We start from the raw sequence: 23,999 nt of genomic DNA on the forward strand, positions 1-23,999 counted from the left end.
CAGTTGCCACTCGTCGCGCATGAGCGGCCGGAAGCCGGAAAGATCTTCGTGTGGACATCCCCGAACCCCATCACCGGCTTCTCGCGGACGTCGTCGCCGTGGGCGGCCCGTACGGTCTGGTCCTGGCCGGCGGCTACGCCCTCCAGGCGCACGGACTGCTCCGCCGCCCGCACGCCAACCTGGACTTCGCCACCGAGAGCGCCGAGGCCGTGGAGCACATCGCCGGTGCCGTAGCCGCGGCCCTGGAGGCGCGGGGGCGGCGGGTGCGGGCCGGCGCGATCACCGCGCGCACCGCACAGCTGACGGTCACGGACCCGCCGACCGGCGAGCCGTGCGCGCTCGCGCTGCACAAGGAGGCGTTCTGGCAGCCGCCGGAACTGACCGGGTACGGCCCGGCGCTCTCCCTGGCGGACGCCGTCGGCACGAAGATCCGTGCCCTGTACGACCGGGGCGCCGCCGTCGATCTCATCGACGCGCAGGCCGCGGCGGCCCGGTTCTCCCTGCCCGCCCTGGAGGAACTGGGCCGCCGGCACGCCCATGACCCGTTCGACCTGCCGACCCTCCAGTCCCGGCTGACGGGCACGGACTTCTACTCCGACCGGGACTTCCTCCGCCACGGCCTGGACGACGCCGCCGTCGCCGCCCTGCGCGCCTGGGCCCAGCACTGGTCCGACGACATCGCCGAGCGGCTGCTGGAGGAGGGCGCGTCCCCGGACACCGAGACCGACGAACAGGGCGAGTGAGCCGGGGCAGGGACGCAACCGGTCACCGGGCCCGGAGACGGCCGTGCGCGCCGATCCGTCCGGAGCGGGTCAGGACGGATCGGTGCGCACGGCCGGACGTGTGTCCGGTCGCCTACTTGGGCTGCGGCTTGCGGATGGTCAGGTGCAGCTCGCGCAGGCGGGACTCGTCCAGCTCGGTCGGGGCGCCCATCATCAGGTCCTGGGCGTTGCCGTTGAGCGGGAAGGCGATCGTCTCGCGGATGTTGGGCTCGTCCGCGAGGAGCATGACGATCCGGTCCACACCCGGGGCGATACCACCGTGCGGCGGGGCGCCGAAGCGGAACGCGCGCAGCATGCCCGCGAACTTCTCCTCGACGGTCTCCCGGTCGTAGCCGGCGATCTCGAATGCCTTGAGCATGATCTCCGGGTCATGGTTCCGGATCGCGCCGGAGGACAACTCGACGCCGTTGCAGACGATGTCGTACTGCCAGCCCAGGACGTCCAGCGGGTCCTGCGTCTGGAGGGCCTCCAGGCCGCCCTGCGGCATCGAGAAGGGGTTGTGGGAGAAGTCGATCCCGCCGGTCTCCTCGTCCTTCTCGTACATCGGGAAGTCGACGATCCAGCAGAAGCGGAACACGCCCTCCTCGAAGTGGCCCGCACGCTTGGCCGCCTCCACACGGACCGCGCCCATGATCTTCGAGACCTCGTCGTACTCACCGGCGCCGAAGAAGACGGCGTGGCCGGGGGCCAGGGAGAGGCGCTTGGTCAGCTCGGCGACGTTCGCCTCGGTGAGGAACTTCGCGATCGGGCCGGAGAGCGAGCCGTCCTCGGCCACGCGCACCCAGGCCAGGCCCTTGGCGCCCTGCTCGACGGCGTACTCACCGAGCTGGTCGAAGAACTTGCGGGGCTGTGCGGAGACGTCCGGCACCGGCAGCGCGCGCACGTGCTTGCCCGCGAAGGCCTTGAACTCCGAGCCCTCGAAGACGTCGGTGATGTCCACCAGCTCCAGCTTGGCGCGCAGGTCCGGCTTGTCCGAGCCGTACTTCAGCATCGCCTCGCGGAACGGGATGCGCGGGAACGGAGAGGTGACGTGACGGCCGCCCCCGAACTCCTCGAACAGCTCCGTCATGAGCTTCTCGATCGGCTGGAAGACGTCCTCCTGCTCGACGAAGCTCATCTCCACGTCGAGCTGGTAGAACTCGCCGGGCGAGCGGTCGGCGCGGGCATCCTCGTCGCGGAAGCAGGGCGCGATCTGGAAGTAGCGGTCGAAGCCGGAGATCATCAGCAGCTGCTTGAACTGCTGCGGGGCCTGCGGCAGCGCGTAGAACTTGCCCGGGTGCACACGGGAGGGGACCACGTAGTCGCGGGCGCCCTCGGGGGAGGTGGCGGACAGGATCGGCGTCGCCATCTCGTTGAAGCCCATCGCCGCCATCTTCTGGCGGATCGCGGAGATCACGGCCGTACGCAGCATGATGTTGCGGTGCATGCGCTCGCGGCGCAGGTCCAGGAAGCGGTACTCCAGGCGCCGCTCCTCGTTGACCCCGTCCTCGGTGTTGATGGTGAAGGGCAGGGGCTGCGCCGCGCCGAGCAGCTCGACCTCGGTGACCTCGACCTCGATCTCACCGGTGGGCAGGTCGGGGTTCACGTTCTCGGTTCCACGTGAAACAACGCGGCCGTCGACACGGACCGAGGACTCCTTGGAGATCGTGTCCAGGGCCTCGTACGCCGGGGTGCCCGGGCGCGCGACGAGCTGCGTGATGCCGTAGTGGTCACGGAGATCGATGAAGAGGATGCCGCCCAGGTCGCGCCGATTGTGCAGCCAGCCACTCAGCCGGACGTCGGTGCCGACGTCAGAGGCGCGGAGCTGGCCGCAGGTGTGGGACCTGTACCGATGCATCGTCGTTCATCCAGTCTTTGCGGATCGGGTGTCGCCAGGCGGGTACGGCCTAGGCCATCCCAAGGGTACCGGGCACCCCAAGATCGGCTCCCCACCATTACCGTCCGTACCGCTCGCCCGCCTACGGTGGCAGGCTTCGCTCACCTCTCCATAAAGTGGGGCAATGCGTACAGGTGAGCCGTTGCCGTCCGTGGAGGACGTCCTCGCCGCCCTCGCGACCGGGCTCTGGCACTGGGACACGGACACCGGGCTGGTCACCGTGGACGCGGAGGCGGCGCGGCTGCTCGGCCTGCCGGCGGAGCCGGCCACCCTGACGGAGGCGCAGACCCGGGCCCGATTCCATCCCGTCGACTGGAACGAGATCACCGGTGTGGTGCGGCTGGCCGTCGCGGAGGGCACCCTCGCCGAGGTGCGCATCCGGATCATGGACGGGGACGGCAACATCGTGCGGGTCGTCCGCAGCCGGTCGAAGCCGTCCTTCGACCCCGAGCGGCACACGTACGAGCTGATCGGCACCCTCCAGGAGGTGACCGAGCCGACCCCGGGCACGGCGGCCGGCCGCAGCGCGGTCACCGGGGACTGGCGGCGCTCCCGGGAGGCGTTCCTGCTCGACGCGGGCCGGGCGCTCGCCGAGGCCCGGTCCACGGCGGAGGTGCTGCGGGTCGCGGGCGCCCTGTCGATGCCGGGATTCTCGCCGGACGGGCTCGTGGTGTTCGGCGTCGAGGGCGACCGGCTGACGATCACCGGGCAGCACGGGCACACCCCCGCCGACATGGGCCCCTTCTCGAACATGCCGCTGGCCACCGACTATCCGGCGGCCGAGGTCGTGCGCACGGGCCGCGCGGTGTACCTGTCCTCGCCCGAGGCCTACCGGGACCGCTACCCGGCGACCTGGCCGCTCGCCCGGCACCTCGGGCGCCGCTCCTGGGCGTTCCTGCCGCTGACGGCGGGCGGGCGCACGATGGGCGCCTGGATGGCCGCCTTCACCTACCCGGTGGCGTTCACCCCGGACGAGCGCGCGGTCCTGACGACGGTCGCCCGGATGCTCGCCCAGGCGCTGTCCCGGGCCGGTGCCGCCGAGTCCGCGCGGGAGCTGACGGAGGGCCTCCAGCGCTCCATGCTGCCCTCGCTCGGCCCCGAGATCCCCGGGATGCGGGTGGCCGCCAGGTACATCCCGACCGGCGGCGGACTCCAGGTCGGCGGCGACTGGTACGACATGATCCCGCTGCCCTCCGGCCGCTTCGCCCTGGTCATCGGGGACGTCCAGGGCCATGACGTGCGCGCGGCCGGCCTGATGGGCCAGCTGCGGATCGCGCTGCGCGCCTACGCCTCCGAGGGGCACCGTCCGGACGCGGTCCTCTCCCGCGCCTCACGCTTCCTGCACGGCCTCACCGATGAGGCCGGGGAGGACGCGCTGGCCGACCTCCGCTTCGCGACCTGCCTGTACGTGGAGGCCGACCCGCCGACCGGCCGGCTGGAGATCGCCCGCGCCGGGCACCCGGACCCGGTGATCCGGATGGCGGACGGCACGGTGATGACGCGGCCGACGGCGGGCGGGCTGCCGCTGGGCCTCGACCCGGACGCCGACTACCCGACCACCCGGTTCACGCTGGAACCCGGCGAGACGCTGATGCTGTGCACCGACGGCCTGATCGAGACCGGCGGGCACGACATGGAGAGCGGCTGGCGCCGGCTGCGGGCGATCCTGGAGGACCACCAGGGCGACCTGGAGTCCCTGGCCGACGCGCTGGTGCAGGGCGTGCACGGGCCGTCCTCGCATCACACCACCGGTCCGCTGGCCGACCGCCGCGAGGACGACATCGCGCTGCTGCTGCTGGGCCGGCCGGGAGAGGGCCGCGGGCGCGGCGACACCGTCGCGGTACGGCCGGTGGTGCGGCGCACGCTGCTGTCGGTGGCGCAGGACGAGCCGGAGCGGATCGCCGAGGCCCGCCAGCACCTGCGCGGGCTGCTGCACGACTGGGCGTCGGCCGAGCAGGTGGACTCGGCGGTGCTGCTGGTCTCGGAGATGGTCACCAACGTGCTGGTGCACACGGACGCCGACGCGCTGCTGCTCGCCGAGGTCATGGGCGAGGGCCCCGGGCGGCGGCTGCGGGTGGAGGTCTTTGACACCGGTGACGACCTCCCGCACAAGCGCCGCCCCGGCGAACTGGCCTCCTCAGGGCGGGGCCTGATGCTGATCGAACTCCTCGCGGACGGCTGGGGGGTGGACCCACGGGGCGAGGGCAAGAGCATCTGGTTCGAGCTCTACGAACCGGGGGGCTCGGGGGCCGGCGCGTCGGAGGAGGTGGCCTGACGCCCCCGCAGCTCCTGGACGGCCCCGAAGGCCGCAGCGGTCAGCGGGACGGCGAGGAGCATGCCGAGGATGCCCGCGACGGAGGCGCCCGCGGTGATCGTCAGCATCACCACGGCCGGGTGCATCTGCACGGTCCGGCTCTGGATCACCGGTTGCAGCACGTGTCCCTCCAGCACCTGCACCGCGAGCACCACCCCGAGCACCCACAGCGCGATGACGAAGCCCCGGTCGGCGAGGGCGACCAGCACGGCCACCGCGCCGGAGAGGAAGGCGCCGAGGTAGGGGATGTAGGCGCCGACGAAGACGAGCGCGCCGAGCCCGATCGCACCGGGCACCCGGAGGATCAGCAGGCCGACGGTGATGCACAGGGCGTCGATGAGCGCGATGAAGGTCGTGCCGCGCATGAACCCCTCCACCGCGGCGAAGGACCGCCGGGCGATGGCCTCCAGGAGCTCGGCACTGCCGCCGGGCGCGAGCGAGCGCAGGCCGGCCACGGCGCGGTGGGAGTCGCGCAGGAAGAAGAAGACGAGCAGCAGGGCGAGCACGGCCATGGCGATGGACTCGGCGACGACGCTGACGCCGCTGATGACGTTGGACGCGGCGGTGCTGCCGAACTTGCCCAGCCATTCCCGGGCGTTGGCGGCGAGGTCGTCCAGACTCGTCCCCGCGGCACCGAAGTGCCGTGCGACCCCCTTGGCCGCGGTCCGCAGCGAGGCGAGAATCTCCGCGCCGGTGTCGACGAGCGCGGCGACCACGATGTACACGGCGCCGCCGACGACGGCCACCACGGCGACACAGGTGAGCCCGGCCGCCACCGACGCCTGCACCCCCGCCCGCACCAGCTGCCGGTACAACGGCCCGAGCAGCGCGGTCCCGAGCAGGGCGAGCAGCACCGGCGTGACGGCCGTACGGAACTCCGCGCACAGCCGCACCCCGACCCACCCGACCCCGGCGGCGAGCAGCAGCACGACACACCAGGCGGCGAACCGGCGGACGGCGACAGGGAGGAACTGCACGCGTCCAGCGGATCACGCGGCGCCGCTACTGTCCTGCGAGCGGGTCCGGGCGGGTGAGAAAACGCCGACCCCGGCCGACGTACGGCCGGGGTCGTGAGGGGGAGTCGGCGGCGCCCGGCGGGTCGTCCGCGGGCCGGCGCCGTCACCGGGGAGCGGTCAGATGCCGCCCTCGGACATCCCGTGGACCGCCGGGACGCTGCCGAGCCGGCCCTTCTGGAAGTCCTCGAAGGCCTGCATCAGTTCTTCCTTGGTGTTCATGACGAACGGGCCGTAGTGGGCCATCGGCTCCCGGATGGGCTGTCCGCCGAGGAGGACGACCTCCAGGTCCGGGGTGTGCGAGTCCTGCTTCTCGTCCGCGCGGACGGTGAGCGAGGAGCCGGCGCCGAAGACGGCCGTCTGGCCCAGGTGGATCGGGCGGCGCTCCGCACCGACGCTGCCGCGGCCCGCGAGGACGTACGCCAGACCGTTGAAGTCCTCCCGCCACGGCAGGGTGATCTCCGCGCCGGGGGCGAGGGTGGCGTGGATCATCGTGATCGGGGTGTGGGTGATGCCGGGGCCCTGGTGGCCGTCCAGCTCGCCGGCGATGACACGCAGCAGCGCACCGCCGTCGGGGGTGGTGAGGAGCTGGACGTTGCCGCCGCGGATGTCCTGGTAGCGCGGGGCCATCATCTTGTCCTTGGCCGGGAGGTTCACCCACAGCTGGAGCCCGTGGAAGAGGCCGCCGGACACGACGAGGGACTCCGGCGGGGCCTCGATGTGCAGCAGGCCCGAGCCGGCGGTCATCCACTGGGTGTCGCCGTTGGTGATGGTGCCGCCGCCACCGTTGCTGTCCTGGTGGTCGAAGACGCCGTCGATGATGTAGGTGACGGTCTCGAAGCCGCGGTGCGGGTGCCAGGGGGTGCCCTTGGGCTCGCCCGGCGCGTACTCCACCTCGCCCATCTGGTCCATCATGATGAACGGGTCGAGGTGGCGGTAGTTGATCCCCGCGAACGCCCGGCGCACCGGGAAGCCCTCGCCCTCGTAACCGCTCGGAGCGGTCGTGACGGTGAGCACACGGCGTGCCACGGCGTCGGCGGGAGCGGTCACACGGGGCAGCGTCAACGGGTTCTCGACGGTCACTGCAGGCATGGTGGGTACCTCCTTGGTACGCCCACTTTAGTTGAGCGTTGAACTTCTTGCCACCCAGAACAGAGAAAGCCCGGAGGGCATTCCCTCCGGGCTCCCGGTGCGCGGGTGCGCGGATCGACCGCCGCTCGCGCGGCAACGGCGCCTAGCCGTACATGCGGCGCATCGCGAAGTCGACCATCTGCTCGACCGCCTTCGCGTCGAAGACCATCCGGTGCTCGCCCTCCATGTCGAGGACGAAGCCGTAGCCGGTCGGCAGCAGGTCGATCACCTCGGCGCCGGTGATGACGAAGTACTTGGACTCCTTGCCGGCGTACCGGCGCAGCTCCTTCAGCGAGGTGAACATCGGGATCACCGGCTGCTGGGTGTTGTGCAGCGCCAGGAAACCCGGCGTGTCACCGCGCGGGCAGTACACCTTCGACGTGGCGAAGATCTGCTGGAAGTCCTCGGCGGACATCTGGCCGGTCGTGAAGGCGCGCACCGCGTCCGCGAGCGAGGGCGGCGACGGCTCGGGGTACAGCGGCGGCTGCTGCCCGTATCCGCCGACACCACCCGGCATCTGCTGCTGCGACGAGGCGTACTGCTGCTGGGCAGCGCCCCCGTCCATGGGCTGGCCGTATCCGTACATGGGGAGAAGCGTACCGAGCCGCCCCGCCCCCCGAACGGCCTACGGAGCCGAAACCTCACGGGTCAGCCGGGAGGTCCAGGGACACCAGTGGAGCCCGGGCAGGAAGGCGCCGCCCGCCTCGTCCAGATGGTCCTCCACGTAGGGGAGGGTGGCGTCGCAGACCTCGATGGCGACGTCGAAGAAGTCGACGGTGCCCGGGTCGTAGTGGAACGACCACCTCGGGTTGTACGGCGCCTGGCGCTTGACGATCCGTCCGATGACGTGGGGGCGTTCGTCCGTCACACCGCTGAGCAGGTCCCGGGCGTGCCGGATCCTGGCCGGGTCGTCGATCCGGACGATCGCCCGCTCGTGGGTGATGTCGGTGAACTCGAAATAGGCCGGGTCCGCGGCCTGAGAGGGGTGGGCGAGCCCGACGGTGAGCATCGCCGCCGCCACCGGCCCGCCGAGCCTGGTCAGGAGTCGTCGCATGAGTGCCTCCGCGCACGAGAAGCGATCGGTCAGTCACTCAATGTAGCGATCCGGTTACGCGACGCACCCTGAACGGAGGCATGGATTCACCCTGTCGGCCGAGGCGCGCAGGGTCACCCGCGGCGCACTTGAGACGCGTCACAGATGACCGGTTCGGGGTTGCTTCTTATTACCGACGGGTAGCATCATCGGAGCTACTTGTTGGTACGTGAACTAGGTGCGAGGAGCAAGTGCCTCGCCGATCCCTCAACGGAGCCGTCGCCATGGGGCACTACAAGTCGAATCTCCGCGACATCGAGTTCAACCTCTTCGAAGTACTGGGGCGCGACAAGGTGTACGGCACCGGCCCGTTCGAGGAGATGGACGTCGAGACCGCCAAGAGCGTCCTGGAGGAGCTGACCCGCCTCTCCGAGAACGAGCTGGCCGAGTCCTTCGCCGACGCCGACCGCAACCCGCCCGTCTTCGACCCGGAGACCAACACCGCGCCCGTCCCGGCGTCCTTCAAGAAGAGCTACCAGGCCTTCATGGACTCCGAGTACTGGCGGCTCGGCCTGCCCGAGGAGATCGGCGGCACCACCTCGCCGCGCTCCCTGATCTGGGCCTACGCCGAGCTGATCCTGGGCGCCAACCCGGCCGTGTGGATGTACTCCTCCGGCCCCGCGTTCGCCGGCATCCTCTTCGAGGAGGGCAACGAGGTCCAGAAGCACATCGCCAAGATCGCCGTCGAGAAGCAGTGGGGCTCGACGATGGTCCTCACCGAGCCGGACGCCGGCTCGGACGTGGGCGCCGGCCGCACCAAGGCCGTGCAGCAGGAGGACGGCTCCTGGCACATCGAGGGCGTGAAGCGCTTCATCACCTCCGGTGAGCACGACATGTCGGAGAACATCCTCCACTACGTGCTCGCGCGTCCCGAGGGCGCCGGCCCCGGCACCAAGGGCCTGTCCCTCTTCCTCGTCCCGAAGTACCTCTTCGACTTCGAGACCGGCGAGCTGGGCGAGCGCAACGGCGTCTACGCCACCAACGTCGAGCACAAGATGGGCCTGAAGGCCTCCAACACGTGCGAGATGACCTTCGGCGACAAGCACCCCGCCAAGGGCTGGCTGATCGGCGACAAGCACGACGGCATCCGCCAGATGTTCCGCATCATCGAGTTCGCCCGCATGATGGTCGGCACGAAGGCGATCTCCACGCTCTCCACCGGCTACCTGAACGCGCTGGAGTACGCCAAGGAGCGCGTCCAGGGCCCGGACCTGGCCAACTTCATGGACAAGACCGCGCCCAAGGTCACCATCACCCACCACCCCGACGTGCGCCGCTCGCTGATGACGCAGAAGGCGTACGCGGAGGGCATGCGCGCCCTGGTGATGTACACCGCCTCGGTCCAGGACGCCATCCAGATCAAGGAGGCGAACGGCGAGGACGCCTCCACCGAGCACGCCCTGAACGACCTGCTCCTGCCGATCGTCAAGGGCTACGGCTCCGAGAAGGCCTACGAGCTGCTCGCCCAGTCGCTGCAGACCTTCGGCGGCTCCGGCTTCCTCCAGGAGTACCCGATCGAGCAGTACATCCGGGACTCCAAGATCGACACCCTGTACGAGGGCACCACGGCGATCCAGGGCCAGGACTTCTTCTTCCGGAAGATCGTCCGCAACCAGGGCGCCGCGCTGAACTCCCTCGCCGAGGACATCAAGAAGTTCCTGGCGCTCGGCACCGGCGGCGAGGAGCTGTCCGGCGCCCGTGAGCACCTGGCCAAGGCGGCCGTGGAGCTGGAGGCGATCGTCGGCCTGATGCTGACCGACCTCGCCGCCACCGAGCAGGACACCAAGAACATCTACAAGGTCGGCCTGAACACCACCCGCCTGCTCATGGCCTCCGGTGACGTCGTCGTCGGCTACCTGCTGCTGAAGGGCGCCGCGATCGCCGCCGAGAAGCTGGCCACGGCCTCGGCGAAGGACAAGGCGTTCTACACGGGCAAGATCGCCGCGGCGAAGTTCTTCGCGGCGAACGTCCTGCCGGGCGTCACCCTCGCCCGCAAGGTCGCCGCGGGCGTCGAGCTGGACCTGATGGAGCTGGACGAAGCGGCGTTCTGACCGGCCCGTCCGGACGTTCCGGACGACCCCGTCGATTCCTCGCACGGGCCCGCTCCTTACCGGGAGCGGGCCCGTGCACGTCGTTAAGGTGAATCCATGAGCGCACCATCCCGCCCGTCACCCGCCGCCGCCCCTCCAGGGAGCGCTTCGCGCGCTCCTCTCACCTTCGACCGCGGCCACACCGACGACCTGATGTCCTTCCTGGCGGCGAGCCCGACGCCGTACCACGCCGTGGCGAACACCGCCGAACGGCTGGAGAAGGCGGGTTTCCGGCAGGTCGCGGAGACGGACGCCTGGGACGGGACGTACGGCGGCAAGTACGTGCTGCGCGGCGGCGCGATCGTGGCCTGGTACGTGCCCGAGGGCGCCGAGCCGCACACCCCCTTCCACATCGTCGGCGCGCACACCGACTCCCCGAACCTCAGGGTCAAGCCGCGCCCGGACAGCGGGGCGCACGGCTGGCGCCAGGTCGCCGTCGAGATCTACGGCGGCCCGCTGCTGAACTCCTGGCTGGACCGGGACCTCGGTCTGGCCGGCCGGCTGAGCCTGCGCGACGGCTCCTCGGTCCTGGTCGACGTGGACCGGCCGCTGCTGCGGGTGCCGCAGCTCGCCATCCACCTGGACCGCTCGGTCAGCTCGGAGGGGCTCAAGCTCGACAAGCAACGGCACCTCCAGCCGGTGTGGGGCCTCGGCAACGAGGTGCTGGACGGCGAACTCATCGCCTTCCTGGAGCAGGAGGCCGGGCTGACGGCGGGCTCGGTGACCGGCTGGGACCTGATGACGTATCCGGTGGAGCCGCCCGCCTACCTCGGCCGGGACCGCGAGCTGGTCGCCGGCCCGCGGATGGACAACCTGCTGTCCGTGCACGCCGGTGTCGCCGCCCTCGTCGCCGCGGCGACCTCCGGCGCCGCGCTCACCCGCATCCCGGTACTGGCCGCCTTCGACCACGAGGAGAACGGCTCCCAGTCGGACACCGGCGCGGACGGCCCGCTGCTCGGCACCGTCCTGGAGCGCTCCGTCCTCGCGCGCGGCGGGTCGTTCGAGGACCGGGCCCGCGCCTTCGCCGGAACGGTCTGTCTGTCCTCCGACACGGGCCACGCCGTGCACCCCAACTACGCCGAGCGGCACGACCCGACGCACCACCCGCGGGTCAACGGCGGCCCGATCCTGAAGGTCAACGTCAACAACCGCTACGCCACGGACGGTTCGGGCCGCGCGGTGTTCGCCGCGGCCTGCGAGAAGGCGAACGTCCCCTTCCAGAGCTTCGTCTCCAACAACTCCATGCCGTGCGGCACCACCATCGGCCCGATCACCGCGGCCCGGCACGGCATCCGCACGGTCGACATCGGCGTGGCGATCCTCTCCATGCACAGCGTCCGTGAACTGTGCGGCGCCGACGACCCGTTCCTGCTGGCGAACGCGCTGACCGCCTTCCTGGAGGGCTAGTCGGGGCCTCGCCGGGTACCCGGAGGGCACCGGAGATTCCGGAACCGGAAGGGGAGGCGAGGTCTCATGGGTCTCGGCGGATGCATCATCCTCATCGCCGTGGGGGCCATTCTGACGTTCGCGACCGACTGGCACATGCAGGGCGTCAACCTCACCGTCGTCGGCCTGATCCTGATGGCCGTGGGCCTGATCGGCGTGGCGACGTTCAGCGGAATAGCCCGCCGCCGCCGCGTGGTGGTCCCGCCGACGACCCCGGTGGTGGAGGAAGAACCCCGCCACCACCGCGTCGACGGCTACTCCGACGGCTACGGCGTCTGACGGCTGAACCCACCTGCGCCTGAAGGTGGGTTCAGCCGTTTCCCGGCAAGGTGCCCGCCGGCCGCGCCGCTCAGCCCCGCCCGGGGACGGTGTCGTCCATCCCGGCCAGCACCAGCGGCAGGCGGTCCGCCCCGCTCTCCGTGAGGCGGACCGGGACGCCCCAGTCCTGCTGGTGGACGTGGCAGGCCGGGTATGCGTTGGCCGGGTCGTCGTCGCAGGACGCCGCCATCGCGGAGACGTGCAGGACGCCCTCCGTGACGGCCGGGTTCAGTTCCAGTTCACGGGACAGGTCGGTGTCCGCTCCCTCGCCCTTGAGCAGCAGCTCGGGCGGGGTGGCGGAGACCAGCAGCCGGGTCGAGGGGCCGTAGCGCGTGTCGAGCTTCTGGCCGGCCGGGGCCTGGAAGATCACGTCCAGGCGCAGCCCGCCGGGGACGACCTCGGTCGCGGCACGCTGGGTGCGGTGGGCGACCGACTCCACCCGCACCGCCTCCTCCGGCAGCCGCAGCCGGGTCAGCCGGTGCCGGGCCGACTCCACGACCACGATGTCCTCACCGACCAGGACGGCGTCGCTGGGCTCGCGCAGGTCGGTGGCGAGCGTGGTGACCTCGCCGGTCGCCGGGTCGTAGCGGCGCAGGGCGTGGTTGTAGGTGTCGGCGACGGCGACCGAGCCGTCCGGCAGGGCGGTGACGCCCAGCGGGTGCTGGAGCAGGGCCTGGCCGGCGTCGCCGTCCCGGTGGCCGAAGTCGAACAGACCGGTGCCGACGGCGGTGTGCACCTGCCCGTCGAGGGCGACCCAGCGCAGCGCGCTCGTCTCGGAGTCGGCGAGCCAGAGCCGGTCGGCGGTGGCCGCGAGACCGGAGGGCTGCGCGAACCAGGCCTCGGCCGCGGGCCCGTCCACCAGGCCCTCGTTGGTGGTGCCGGCCGCCACGGCGACCGTGCCGTCGGCCGGGTCGTACGTCCACAGCTGGTGGACGCCCGCCATCGCGATCCACACCCTGCCGCCGAAGACCGCCACGTCCCACGGAGAGGAGAGGTCCACCTCGCGGGCCGGGCCGGAGGTCGCCGAGCCCTGCCACCACTGCTTGCCGGTGCCCGCCAGGGTGGTCACCTCGCCCGTGGCCGGGTCCAGGCGGCGCAGGGCGTGGTTGACGGTGTCGGCAACCACCACCGAGCCGTCGTCGAGGAGGGCGAGGCCCTGCGGCTCGTTGAAGGACGCCTCCCCCGGACCGCCGTCGGCGAATCCGCGCGTACCGGAGCCGATGCGCCGTACGACGGTCTCGGCGTCCTCGGCCAGCTCCACCAGCTGGTGCCGGGTGGTGTCGCTGACCAGGAAGGTGCCGGACGGCAGCAGCAGCGCCTTGCCCGGGAAGCGCAGCACCGTCGGCTCCGGTTCCGGTGCGACGTACGGCCCGTCACCGCGGCGCAGGGTGCCCTTGGCCCCGTGCTCCGCCTCCAGCTCGGTCACCAGCCGCTCGATGGCGTGCACATGCCCCTCGCCCGCGTGCTGCGCGACGACGTACCCCTCGGGGTCGATCACCACGAGCGTCGGCCAGGCGCGCACCGCGTACTGCTTCCAGGTGGCCAGCTCGGGGTCGTCCAGGACCGGGTGGGCCACGCCGTAGCGCTCCACGGCGTCCACGACCGCCTGGTGCTCCGCCTCGTGCACGAACTTCGGCGAGTGCACCCCGATCACCACGAGGGTGTCCCGGTGCTTCTCCTCCAGCTCGCGCAGCTCGTCCAGGACGTGCAGGCAGTTGATGCAGCAGAAGGTCCAGAAGTCCAGGACGACTATGCGTCCGCGCAGGTCGGCGAGGGTGTACTGCTGGTCTCCCGTGTTCAGCCAGCCGCCCTTGCCGATCAGCTCGGGGGCGCGGACTCGGGCGCGTCGGGGTGCGGAGTCGGTCATGGCTCCAAGGGTGCCACCTGACGCCGGCAGCCGTTCCGGCGCCTGTGGACAACCCGGTCCCGGTGGACAACGCGGGCCGCGGTGCGGCTCGCCCCTGACCGGCGCGGCCGTCAGTCCTGGTGGACCACGTTCCGGCCGGTGCCGCCGGAGAGCGTGTCCCGGCCCGGGCCGCCGGAGAGCCGGTCGTTCCCGCTGTTGCCGTACAGCTTGTCGTTGCCGCTGTTGCCGTACAGGACGTCGTCGCCCTTGCCGCCGTACAGGGTGTCGTCGCCGGTACCGCCGGTGATCGTGTCGTTGCCGTCGTCACCGGCCAGGTACTGCGCACCGGCGCCGCCGTGCAGCGTGTCGTCGCCCTTGCCGCCCTGCACGATGTTGTCGCCGCCGCTCGCGTCGGCCGTGTCGTTCCCGTCGCCGCCCCAGGCCAGGCCCTCCTTGCCGACCGTGAGCCGGTCATTGCCCGCGTCGCCCGAGACGTAGGCGCCGTCGAGGCGGCCGGAGCCGGTCGCCTTGTCGTTGCCGGAGCCCAGGGAGATCTGGGCGTAGTAGTAGATCTGGTCGGTGGCGTTCTTGTACGCGAGGGTGTCGTCGCGGTCGCCGAGGTTCACGATCAGGGCGGCGTACGGGTCCCGGCCGTCGAGGCTGGTGACCGTGCAGGAGACCTTCGTGCGGTCCGCGCCGTCCGGGTGGGCGCAGCCGTGGCCGGGCTTGATCGTGACGGTGTCGTCGATCACGTAGGTGATGCCGGTGCGGTCGGCGGTGAGCGACGCGGTGACGGTGGCCTTGTTGATCTGGCCGGGGGCGGCCTTGTAGGTGAGCTGCCAGTCGTACTGGTTGACCTCGGCGGTGGCGGGCGAGGTGGCCGCCACCGCGGTGCCGGACAGGGCGAACGGCACGGCCAGGGCGGCGGCCGTGCCGACGGCCAGGGCGAGCGCGCGGACGGGTCGGCGGTGGGTGCGAGCGGACATGGTGAGCCTCCGAGAGGAACGGGCGGGCTGTTCGGCCGGCTTCCGCCGGCTCCCGCACCGTTCGACCCGGGGGTGGTCCTACTGGTTGGGCAACACCGTTGGAACGACCGGAAGTTCATCCACGGAACACCTGGTGTCCCGGTGGTTTCCGGCGTCCCGTCAGGAGAGCGCGTGACCCGTGGTCGCGTCCACATGGCCGGGAACGTCCTCGTGCCGGTCGCCGACGGTCAGTGTCCCGGTGGGCTCGAAGAGCAGGATCTCGGTGGGCACGGGCGCGTACGGCTTGTGTTCGGTGCCGCGCGGGACGGTGAACACCGACCCCTTGGGCAGGACCACCGTGCGTTCGCCGGCCGGCTCGCGCAGGCCGATGTGCAGTTCGCCGGAGAGGACCAGGAAGAACTCGTCGGTGTGTTCGTGCGCGTGCCAGAGGTGTTCGCCCTCCACCTTCGCCACGCGGACGTCGTAGTCGTTGACGGCGGTGACGATGCGGGGACTCCACTGCTCGGAGAAGGAGGCGAGGGCCGCGTCCAGGGAGATCGGTTCCATGCGCTCATCGTGGGGGGTGACGGAGCGCCGCACGAGTGCTAGGAATCGCATATGCCGCAAGGATCCTCTCACCGTGTCGTGCTGGTGGTCGACGAGAACTCCAACCCCTTCGAGATGAGCTGTGCCATCGAGGTCTTCGGGCTGCCACGGCCCGAGCTGGGGCGGGACCTGTACGACTTCCGGCTGTGCGCGGCCGAGCCGCACACCCGGATGCGGGACGGTTTCTTCACGCTCGGTGGTGTCGCCGGTCTGGAGGCCGCCGAGGAGGCCGACACGCTGATCGTGCCGAACCGCCCGGACACCGAGGTCCCGCGCGCCAAGCGCGTCCTGGACGTCGTACGCCGGGCACACGCGCGTGGCGCGCGCCTCGTCGGCTTCTGCTCGGGCGCGTTCACGATCGCGGAGGCCGGGCTGCTGGACGGGCGCCGTGCGGCCTGTCACTGGATGTGGGCAAAGGCCTTCCGGTCCCGCTTCCCCGAGGTCCGACTGGAACCGGACGTGCTCTTCGTGGACGACGGCGACATCCTCACCGCCTCCGGCAGTGCCTCCGCGCTCGACCTCGGCCTGCACCTGGTCCGCCGGGACCACGGCGCGGAGATCGCCAACCACGTCTCCCGGCGGCTCGTCTTCGCCGCGCACCGGGACGGCGGGCAGCGGCAGTTCGTGGAGCGGCCGGTGCCCGACGTGCCCGACGAGTCCCTCGGCCCGCTGCTGGCGTGGGCGCAGGAACGGCTGGGCGAGCCGTTGACGGTCGCCGACCTGGCGTCCCGCGCGGCGGTCAGCCCCGCCACGCTGCACCGGCGCTTCCGCAGCCAGCTGGGCACGACCCCGCTGGCCTGGCTCACCGCGGAGCGGGTGGCCCTGGCGTGCCGGCTGATCGAACGGGGTGAGGAGCGGCTGGACGTCGTGGCGGCGCGCAGCGGCCTGGGGACGGCGGCCAATCTGCGGGCGCGGCTGCGGCGGGAGACGGGGCTGAGCCCCTCGGAGTACCGCAGGCGGTTCGGTGCGGTGCCCGCAGTGGGTACGGCCGGTGGGACGCACCGGTCACAGGACCGGGTCAGGGCGGCGGGGACGGGTCCGGTTCCGCGGTCGCCCGCGATCTGACCTGCTCGCCCCAGGCGTCCGACAGCGCCTTCGGGACCTTCGCCGTCAGGCCCCCCTCCTCGGTGAAGGCGAGCCCCCGGACGTACGCGCTGCTGCCGCAGCCGTCGGTCCAGTGGGTGAGCCGTGCGTCGACGGAGGTGTCGATGACCGGCCGTTGCTCACCCTCGCGGGTGACCCGGAAGCGGATCGGGCCGGAGGCGGGGCCGACGTCACGCGGCAGCGGGAGGCTCACGTCCGTGATCCGCTCCCGGCGCAGTGTGCCCTCCGCGCACTCGCCCCGCGCGCACAGCTCGTAGGAGCCGCCGGTGAGATCACCGTATCCCCGGTGGTCGAACAGCACGCCGACGCCGGAGACGACGTCATAGCCGGCGCACGGCTCCCCGTACGAACACCCGGAGCCGGCCGCGAGCAGGGCGGCCCCGACGGTCAGCAGACCTGCCCGCCTGATCGGTCTCACCACTTCTGGTCCCCTCCGCGGCCCTTCGGGCCGACCTGACGAACCGGCACAGCCTGTGACGATCGGCACGCGCCGGGGAAGCATGACCCGTATGAGATTCCTCGTGCGCGACCGGATCCTCGGCATCGGTGACGACTGGTGGATCGAGGACGAACAGGGCCGGAAGGTGTTCCTCGTCGACGGCAAGGCGATGCGCCTGCGGGACACCTTCGAGCTGAAGGACACCGAGGGCCGGGTCCTGATCGACATCCACCAGAAGATGTTCGCCCTGCGCGACACCATGCTGATCGAACGCGACGGCGAGCCCCTGGCCAGGATCCGGCGCAAGCGGCTGTCCCTGCTGCGCAACCACTACCGGGTCTCCCTGGTGGACGGCACCGAACTCGACGTCAGCGGAAAGATCCTGGACCGCGAGTTCGCCGTCGAGTACGACGGCGAACTCCTCGCCGTCATCTCCCGCCGCTGGCTGAGCATCCGCGACACGTACGGCGTGGACGTCGTACGGGAGGACGCCGACCCGGCGCTGCTGATCGCGGTGGCGGTGTGCGTGATCCACCTCGCCGAGAAGGAGGGGGAGGAGGACTGACGGGGCTAGCTCGGGCGCCGGGGCGGTTCCAGACCCAGCACCCGGTCCTTGAGCGCCGGGAACTGTTCGCGGGTCGCGGCGACCTTCGCCGGGTCCAGGTCGACCGTGAGGACCTCTTCTCCGGGGCCGGCCTCGGCGAGCACCTCACCCCACGGATCCACCACGATCGAGTGACCCGCCTGCGGAACTCCGGCGTGGGTCCCGGCCGTTCCACAGGCGAGCACGAACGCCTGGTTCTCCACCGCCCGCGCCTTGGCCAGCAGCGTCCAGTGCGCGCGTCGCCGCTCGGGCCAGCCCGCCGGGATCACCAGCGTCTCGGCACCGGCGTCGACCAGACCGCGGAAGAGTTCGGGGAAACGGAGGTCGTAGCAGGTGGCCAGGCCGAGCGTCGTCTCCGGCAGCCGGGCCGTCACCAGGTCCCGGCCCGCGCCCATCAGCACCGCCTCGCCCTTGTCGAAGCCGAAGCGGTGGATCTTGCGGTAGGCCGCGACCAGGTCACCGGAGGGGGAGAAGAGGAGAGACGTGTTGTAGAGGGTCCCGTCAGGGTCCCGCTCGGGAAGGGAGCCGGCGTGCAGCCACACACCCGCGTCGCTCGCCGCCTTGGCCATCGCTTCGTACGTCGGCCCTTCGAGCGGCTCGGCCGCACGGCCGAACTCCTCGAAGGCGAAGGCGCCGGTGGTCCACAGTTCGGGCAGGACGACGAGGTCGGCGCCGCTCTGCTCCCGCACCAGCGCGGCCACGCGCCGGCGCCGGGAGTCGACCGGTTCGCCCTCGTCCACGGAGATCTGGATCAGCGAGGCGCGCACACTACCACCGTCCTGGCATTCGAGTCGTCCACACGGGCCTACGATCGTCACACGAAAGCACTGCCGGGGTGCCTTTCAGCAGCGTAACTTAGCCTCTCAAGACACCCGCCGAAGTGCAGCCGCCGCCCGCTGGCCATGCCGCCACAACCTGCCCGTGTACCGACCGCCGAGGGGTCCTGTTCCGTGAGTCTGCATCCCACCCTCCAGCCCTACGCCGACGCCTGGACCCACTCCATCGAAGCGATATCCGAGATGGTGCAGTCGCTCGTCGAGGGCGAGTGGAACCGGCGGACACCCTGCCCCGGCTGGTCGGTGCGGGACATCGTGTCCCATGTGATCGGCCTGGACTGCGAGATGCTCGGCGACCCGCGCCCCATCCACTCCCTGCCGCGCGACCTGTTCCACGTCACCACCGAGCACCAGCGCTACATGGAGATGCAGGTCGACGTCCGCCGCCACCACACGGCACCGGAGATGACGGCCGAGCTGGAGTACACGGTCATCCGCCGCAACCGCCAGCTGCGGAACGAGGCCCGGGACCCCGGTACCAAGGTGCGCGGGCCGCTGGGCACTGAGATCACCCTGGAACAGGCCTACCGCGCCCGGGCGTTCGACGTGTGGGTGCACGAGCAGGACCTGCGCGCGGCCCTCGGCCGCCCCGGCAACCTGGACTCGCCGGGCGCCCACGTCACCCGGGACGTCCTGCTGGAGGCGCTGCCCAAGGTCGTGGCGCACGACGCGAAAGCCCCGCGCAGCTCGGCGATCGTGTTCGACGTGCACGGCCCGGTCGAGTTCCTGCGCACGGTCCGCGTCGACATCCAGGGCCGCGGCACCGTGGAGACCGCCCCCGCCCTCGGCCCCGCGGCCACCCTCAGCCTCGACTGGGAGACCTATGTCCGCCTGGCCTGCGGCCGGGTGAGCCCCGAGGCGGTGGCGGACCGGGTCAAGACGGAGGGCGACCAGGACCTGGCGGCGGCCATCCTGCGCCACTTCGCGGTGACGCCGTGACGGCACCCGGCGGACCTCCCGGCCCACCGCAGGCGGGTGGGCACGCGGGAGGACACTCGGCTCACGCCGCGGGCACGTGCACCGTCTCCACCCGGCTGGCGACCAGCCGCTCCCGCTCCCGCCTGGCCGCCCGCCCCCGCAGCCGCAGGATCTGACCGATCCCGAGGGCCTGGAGCACGAACACGGCGCTGAACGCCACGGTGTAGTCGTCCCCGGTCGCGTCCAGCAGCACGCCGATCGCGAAGAGCGTCGTCATGGAGGCGATGAAGCCACCCATGTTGGTGATGCCGGACGCCGTGCCCTGTCGCTCGGGCGGGTTGGCCGGCCGGGCGAAGTCGAAGCCGAGCATCGAAGCCGGTCCGCACGCGCCGAGCACCGCGCACAGCACCAGCAGGAGCCACATCGGCGCGTGCTCCCCGGGGTAGGCCAGGGTCGCCGCCCACAGCAGCGCGGTGGCGGCCACCGTGCCCAGCGCCAGCGGCAGCCGCGCCGCGTGGTGCCGGGCGACGATCTGGCCGTAGACCAGGCCGATCACCATGTTGGACAGCACGACGAGAGTGAGCAGTTCGCCGGCCGTGGCACGGCTGAGGCCCTGCGCCTCGACCAGGAACGGCAGGCCCCACAGCAGCAGGAACACCATCGCCGGGAACTGGGTGGTGAAGTGCACCCACAGGCCCAGGCGGGTGCCGGGCTCCCGCCAGGACGCGGCGATCTGCCGACGGACGTAGGCCGCGCCCCGGTGCGCGGACGGCTCCGGCTCCTGCCCCTCGGGGTGGTCCTTCAGGAACAGCAGGGTGAGCACGAGGACGACCGCGCCCGCCAGCGCGCTGCCCGCGAACGCCGGGGTCCAGCCGATGCCGTGCAGCAGCCGGGACAGGACCAGGGTGGAGACCAGGTTGCCCGCCATGCCGACCAGGCCCGCGAGCTGTGCCACCAGCGGCCCGCGCCGGGCCGGGAACCAGCGGGTGCCGAGCCGCAGCACGCTGATGAAGGTCATCGCGTCGCCGCAGCCCAGCAGTGCCCGGGAGGCGAGCGCGGTGCCGTACGAGGGGGAGAAGGCGAAGCCCAGCTGTCCGGCGGTGAAGAGCACCGCACCGATGCTCAGCACCTTCTTGGTGCCGAGGTGGTCCACGAGCAGGCCGACGGGTATCTGCATGCCCGCGTAGACCAGCAGCTGGAGGATGGAGAACGTGGAGAGCGCGGAGGCGCCCACGTGGAAGCGGTCGGCCGCGTCTAGGCCGGCCACCCCCAGCGACGTACGGAAGATGACGGCGACGAAGTAGACGGCCACGCCTATGGACCACACGGCGACGGCCCGGCGCCCGCCCGGCGGATCGCCCGGAAGGGTGGCGCTGCGGCCCGGGAGGCTCATCGGACCTCACCCCGTGCCAGGTGCGAGAACCAGCCCACGTGCCGGTGCACGATTCCGACGGCCGCCTCCGCGTCGCCGGCGCGCAGCGCGTCCAGGATCTCCTCGTGCTCGGCGAGCGTCTTGGCGATCCGGTCGGGGTGGGAGTGCATGACGGCGACGCCCATCCGCAGCTGCCGGTCGCGCAACTGGTCGTAGAGCCGGGCGAGGATCTCGTTGCCCCCGCTGCGCACGATCTCGGCGTGGAAGCAGCGGTCGGTGACCGCGGCGGCGGCCAGGTCACCGGCGGCGGCCTGCGCCTTCTGCTGCTCCAGCAGCTCGGCCAGCCGCTCCAGCAGGCCCGGCGGCGCGGGTACGGCCTTGCGGGCCGCGTGCTCCTCGACCAGCAGCCGGGTCTCCACCACGTCGGCGATCTCCTGCGCGGAGACCGGCAGGACCAGGGCGCCCTTCTTCGGGTAGAGCCGGATGAGGCCCTCGACCTCCAGCCGCAGCAGCGCCTCCCGGACGGGCGTGCGCGAGACCCCGACGGCCTCGGCCAGCTCCCCCTCGGTGAGCAGGGTGCCGCCCTCGTAGCGGCGGTCGAGCACACCCTGCTTGACGTGGGTGTACACGCGGTCGGCGGCGGGTGGCTGCTTGAGGGACTGCGGGGCGGACTGCTCGACGGCCGTGTTCATGCCCACAGCATAGATACAACACGTACGCAAGGGCGGGACCGTCCATCATGCGGACGTGACGAACGCCTCTCGCAGCGCCCGCACAACCTTCTGTGCTACTTACGTGTCACACCTATGCGGCCCCCTCCCGCTTGCCACCTCAACTCGGCCGCAATCCAGGGGCATTCAAGACATTCGAGGTACATCACTTTGATTACCGGCATCAAGGGCATCCGCCTCCGCAGAGCAACTGCCGTCGCCGTCACGTCCGGCGCGCTGCTCGCGACCGGTGCCCTCACCGCAGCGCCCGCGCAGGCCGTCACCACGCCGTCGATCGTGGCCAAGGGCGGGTTCGTGATGAACAACGCGAACAGCTCGACGCTGTACGGAAAGGCGGCGGACACCAGGCGCTCCACCGGCTCCACCACCAAGATCATGACCGCCAAGGTCGTGCTCGCGCAGTCGAACCTGAACCTCGACGCCAAGGTCACGATCCAGAAGGCGTACAGCGACTACGTCGTCAAGAACAACGCCTCCCAGGCCCACCTGATCGTCGGCGACAAGGTGACGGTCCGCCAGCTCCTGTACGGCCTGATGCTGCCGTCCGGCTGCGACGCCGCCTACGCGCTCGCCGACAAGTTCGGCTCCGGCTCCACGCGGGCCGCGCGGGTGAAGTCCTTCATCGGCAAGATGAACACCGCCGCCAAGAACCTGGGTCTGAAGAACACCCACTTCGACTCGTTCGACGGCATCGGCAACGGCTCCAACTACTCGACGCCGCGCGACCTGACGAAGATCGCCAGCAGCGCGATGAAGAACTCCACGTTCCGCACGATCGTCAAGACGAAGTCGTACACCGCGAAGACGATCACCAAGACGGGCAGCACCCGCACGATGAACCCGTGGAAGAACACCAACGGGCTCCTCAGCAGCTACAGCGGCACCATCGGCGTGAAGACCGGTTCCGGCCCGGAGGCCAAGTACTGCCTGGTCTTCGCCGCGACCCGGAACGGCAAGACCGTCATCGGCACCGTCCTCGCCTCCTCCTCCATCACCCAGCGCGAGGCGGACGCGAAGAAGCTCCTGAACTACGGCTTCGCCAGGCTCGGCTGACGCACCGACGACAAGGGCCCGCCGCACCCCGTGCGGCGGGCCCTTCGCCGTGCGCCGGCGAGTTGTCGGGCGGTCAGGCCCAGGTGATCAGCCGCTTCGGCTGCTCCAGGATCGCCGCGACGTCCGCGAGCACCTTCGAGCCCAGCTCGCCGTCCACCAGGCGGTGGTCGAAGCTCAGGGCCAGGGTGGTGACCTGACGCGGCTTCACCTTGCCCTTGTGGACCCATGGCTGGAGCTTGATCGCACCGACCGCGAGGATCGCCGACTCGCCCGGGTTGAGGATCGGGGTGCCCGTGTCGACGCCGAAGACGCCGACGTTGGTGATGGTCACCGTGCCGCCCTGCATCGCCGCGGGGGAGGTCTTGCCCTCGCGGGCGGTGGACACCAGCTCGCCCAGCGCCTGGGCCAGCTGCGGGAGCGTCTTGTCCTGGGCGTCCTTGATGTTCGGGACGATCAGGCCGCGCGGGGTGGCCGCGGCGATGCCCAGGTTGACGTAGTGCTTGCGCACGATCTCCTGGTTCGCCTCGTCCCAGGACGCGTTGATGTCCGGGTTGCGCTTGATGGCGACCAGCAGGGCCTTGGCGATCAGCAGCAGCGGGTTGACCCGCAGGCCCTGCATCTCCTTGTCCTGCTTCAGCTCCTCGACCAGCTTCATCGTGCGGGTCACGTCCACCGTCACGAACTCGGTGACGTGCGGCGCGGTGAACGCCGAGCCCACCATCGCCTGCGCGGTGGCCTTGCGGACGCCCTTGACCGGGATGCGGGTCTCCCGCGCGGTGTCGTACGACGCCACGGGCGCCGGGGCCGCGGGAGCGGCGGGCGCCGCCGTGACCGGGGCGGCCGGCTCGGCCGTGCGGGGCGCGGCCGCCGCGTGGACGTCCTCACGCGTGATGATGCCGTCCGGGCCGGACGGGGTGATCGCGGCCAGGTCGACGCCCAGGTCCTTGGCCAGCTTGCGCACCGGGGGCTTGGCCAGCGGGCGGGACTTCTCGGCGATCGCCCCGCCGTGGCCGTTCAGCTCCGCCTGGACCGCCTGTGCCGGCGCCGGGACGGTGACCTCGGGGCCCTTGCGCGGGCGGCGCCGGGTGGAGGAGGTCGCCACGCCGTACCCGACGAGGACCGGCTGGCGGCCCTCCGGCTTGGGCTCGGGCTCCTTGGCCGGCGCCTCCGGCTGCCCGGCGGGGGCCTCCGGCGCGGCGGCACCGGCCAGGGCCACCGCGATGATGGGCGTGCCCACGTCCACCGTGGTGCCCTCGGGGAAGTGCAGTTCGCGGACCACGCCGTCGTAGGGGATGGGCAGTTCGACGGCCGCCTTCGCCGTCTCCACCTCGCAGACCACCTGACCGTCCGTCACCGTGTCGCCCGGCTGGACGTACCACTTGAGGATCTCGGCCTCGGTGAGTCCCTCGCCCACGTCGGGCATCTTGAACTCGCGTACGGACGCTTCCGTCATCGTCGTCAC

22 protein-coding genes are annotated in these 23,999 nt (G+C 71.4%); 9 read left to right on the plus strand and 13 right to left on the minus strand.

What is annotated here, in order from left to right:
* Window positions 1-50: 50 nt before the first annotated feature.
* Complete coding sequence (locus C3492_RS22170) at window positions 51-743, plus strand: hypothetical protein (RefSeq protein ID WP_103813512.1); 693 nt, start codon at window positions 51-53, stop codon at window positions 741-743.
* 112 nt (window positions 744-855) lie between these two features.
* Here C3492_RS22170 and aspS read toward each other — a convergent pair whose 3' ends face one another.
* Window positions 856-2,619: an aspartate--tRNA ligase gene (gene aspS, locus C3492_RS22175; RefSeq protein WP_103813513.1), complete on the minus strand. Its 1,764-nt coding sequence runs from the start codon at window positions 2,617-2,619 to the stop codon at window positions 856-858.
* A gap of 163 nt (window positions 2,620-2,782) precedes the next feature.
* On the opposite strand from aspS, the gene C3492_RS22180 reads away from it, so the two are divergent.
* Window positions 2,783-4,933, plus strand: coding sequence for a SpoIIE family protein phosphatase (locus tag C3492_RS22180; RefSeq protein ID WP_103813514.1), 2,151 nt, complete (start codon window positions 2,783-2,785; stop codon window positions 4,931-4,933).
* Here C3492_RS22180 and C3492_RS22185 read toward each other — a convergent pair.
* From C3492_RS22185 to C3492_RS22200, 4 genes are all read right to left on the minus strand, one after another.
* Complete coding sequence (locus C3492_RS22185; RefSeq protein WP_103813515.1) at window positions 4,885-5,949, minus strand: AI-2E family transporter; 1,065 nt, start codon at window positions 5,947-5,949, stop codon at window positions 4,885-4,887. The genes C3492_RS22180 and C3492_RS22185 overlap by 49 nt on opposite strands.
* A gap of 156 nt (window positions 5,950-6,105) precedes the next feature.
* Entirely contained in the window at window positions 6,106-7,077 is a 972-nt protein-coding gene (locus C3492_RS22190; RefSeq protein ID WP_103813516.1) for a pirin family protein, read from the minus strand.
* A 142-nt stretch (window positions 7,078-7,219) separates the two neighbouring features.
* The gene (locus C3492_RS22195) at window positions 7,220-7,702 is read right to left on the minus strand and encodes an SseB family protein (protein ID WP_103813517.1); all 483 of its coding nucleotides are present in this window, start codon (window positions 7,700-7,702) and stop codon (window positions 7,220-7,222) included.
* Between the two features lie 39 nt (window positions 7,703-7,741).
* Window positions 7,742-8,170, minus strand: a complete 429-nt coding sequence (locus C3492_RS22200; RefSeq protein WP_103813518.1) for a calmodulin-binding protein — start codon at window positions 8,168-8,170, stop codon at window positions 7,742-7,744.
* A gap of 263 nt (window positions 8,171-8,433) precedes the next feature.
* Between C3492_RS22200 and C3492_RS22205 the strand changes: the two genes are divergently transcribed.
* From C3492_RS22205 to C3492_RS22215, 3 genes are all read left to right on the plus strand, one after another.
* Window positions 8,434-10,260: an acyl-CoA dehydrogenase gene (locus C3492_RS22205; RefSeq protein ID WP_103813519.1), complete on the plus strand. Its 1,827-nt coding sequence runs from the start codon at window positions 8,434-8,436 to the stop codon at window positions 10,258-10,260.
* Between the two features lie 96 nt (window positions 10,261-10,356).
* On the plus strand, window positions 10,357-11,706 hold the full coding sequence (locus tag C3492_RS22210) for a M18 family aminopeptidase (protein ID WP_181140493.1): 1,350 nt from the start codon (window positions 10,357-10,359) through the stop codon (window positions 11,704-11,706).
* Window positions 11,707-11,772: 66 nt separating this feature from the next.
* Window positions 11,773-12,024: a DUF6458 family protein gene (locus C3492_RS22215; RefSeq protein ID WP_014673852.1), complete on the plus strand. Its 252-nt coding sequence runs from the start codon at window positions 11,773-11,775 to the stop codon at window positions 12,022-12,024.
* A 70-nt stretch (window positions 12,025-12,094) separates the two neighbouring features.
* On the opposite strand, the gene C3492_RS22220 is transcribed toward C3492_RS22215, so the two are convergent.
* From C3492_RS22220 to C3492_RS22230, 3 genes are all read right to left on the minus strand, one after another.
* Window positions 12,095-13,930 (minus strand): thioredoxin-like domain-containing protein, encoded by a 1,836-nt coding sequence (locus C3492_RS22220; RefSeq protein WP_103813520.1) that lies wholly within the window; start codon window positions 13,928-13,930, stop codon window positions 12,095-12,097.
* Between the two features lie 110 nt (window positions 13,931-14,040).
* Entirely contained in the window at window positions 14,041-14,895 is an 855-nt protein-coding gene (locus C3492_RS22225) for a calcium-binding protein (protein ID WP_103813521.1), read from the minus strand.
* Between the two features lie 159 nt (window positions 14,896-15,054).
* Entirely contained in the window at window positions 15,055-15,441 is a 387-nt protein-coding gene (locus C3492_RS22230) for a cupin domain-containing protein (RefSeq protein ID WP_103813522.1), read from the minus strand.
* A gap of 51 nt (window positions 15,442-15,492) precedes the next feature.
* Here C3492_RS22230 and C3492_RS22235 point away from each other — a divergent pair, with 51 nt between their 5' ends.
* The gene (locus tag C3492_RS22235) at window positions 15,493-16,545 is read left to right on the plus strand and encodes a GlxA family transcriptional regulator (RefSeq protein ID WP_258055821.1); all 1,053 of its coding nucleotides are present in this window, start codon (window positions 15,493-15,495) and stop codon (window positions 16,543-16,545) included.
* On the opposite strand, the gene C3492_RS22240 is transcribed toward C3492_RS22235, so the two are convergent.
* Entirely contained in the window at window positions 16,499-17,002 is a 504-nt protein-coding gene (locus C3492_RS22240) for a hypothetical protein (protein WP_258055822.1), read from the minus strand. The genes C3492_RS22235 and C3492_RS22240 overlap by 47 nt on opposite strands.
* Before the next feature lie 91 nt (window positions 17,003-17,093).
* Here C3492_RS22240 and C3492_RS22245 point away from each other — a divergent pair, with 91 nt between their 5' ends.
* Window positions 17,094-17,588 carry an LURP-one-related/scramblase family protein gene (locus C3492_RS22245; protein WP_103813524.1) on the plus strand — a complete coding sequence of 165 codons (495 nt, stop codon included), beginning with the start codon at window positions 17,094-17,096 and terminating at the stop codon, window positions 17,586-17,588.
* Between the two features lie 5 nt (window positions 17,589-17,593).
* Here the strand turns inward: C3492_RS22245 and C3492_RS22250 are convergent, their stop codons facing one another.
* Entirely contained in the window at window positions 17,594-18,394 is an 801-nt protein-coding gene (locus C3492_RS22250) for a carbon-nitrogen family hydrolase (protein ID WP_103813525.1), read from the minus strand.
* Window positions 18,395-18,577: 183 nt separating this feature from the next.
* Here C3492_RS22250 and C3492_RS22255 point away from each other — a divergent pair, with 183 nt between their 5' ends.
* Window positions 18,578-19,402 carry a maleylpyruvate isomerase family mycothiol-dependent enzyme gene (locus C3492_RS22255; protein WP_103813526.1) on the plus strand — a complete coding sequence of 275 codons (825 nt, stop codon included), beginning with the start codon at window positions 18,578-18,580 and terminating at the stop codon, window positions 19,400-19,402.
* 61 nt (window positions 19,403-19,463) lie between these two features.
* Here the strand turns inward: C3492_RS22255 and C3492_RS22260 are convergent, their stop codons facing one another.
* A complete protein-coding gene (locus tag C3492_RS22260) occupies window positions 19,464-20,774 on the minus strand; it encodes a nitrate/nitrite transporter (protein WP_103813527.1) in 1,311 nt (436 codons plus the stop codon).
* Entirely contained in the window at window positions 20,771-21,445 is a 675-nt protein-coding gene (locus C3492_RS22265) for a GntR family transcriptional regulator (RefSeq protein ID WP_103813660.1), read from the minus strand. Before C3492_RS22265 ends, C3492_RS22260 begins: the two co-directional genes overlap by 4 nt.
* Window positions 21,446-21,634: 189 nt before the next feature.
* On the opposite strand from C3492_RS22265, the gene C3492_RS22270 reads away from it, so the two are divergent.
* The gene (locus C3492_RS22270) at window positions 21,635-22,537 is read left to right on the plus strand and encodes a D-alanyl-D-alanine carboxypeptidase family protein (RefSeq protein ID WP_103813528.1); all 903 of its coding nucleotides are present in this window, start codon (window positions 21,635-21,637) and stop codon (window positions 22,535-22,537) included.
* Between the two features lie 73 nt (window positions 22,538-22,610).
* Here C3492_RS22270 and C3492_RS22275 read toward each other — a convergent pair whose 3' ends face one another.
* Window positions 22,611-23,999: a dihydrolipoamide acetyltransferase family protein gene (locus C3492_RS22275; RefSeq protein ID WP_103813529.1), complete on the minus strand. Its 1,389-nt coding sequence runs from the start codon at window positions 23,997-23,999 to the stop codon at window positions 22,611-22,613.

It is taken from the genome of Streptomyces sp. Ru62 (genome assembly GCF_002920615.1).
Classification (GTDB): Bacteria; Actinomycetota; Actinomycetes; order Streptomycetales; family Streptomycetaceae; genus Streptomyces.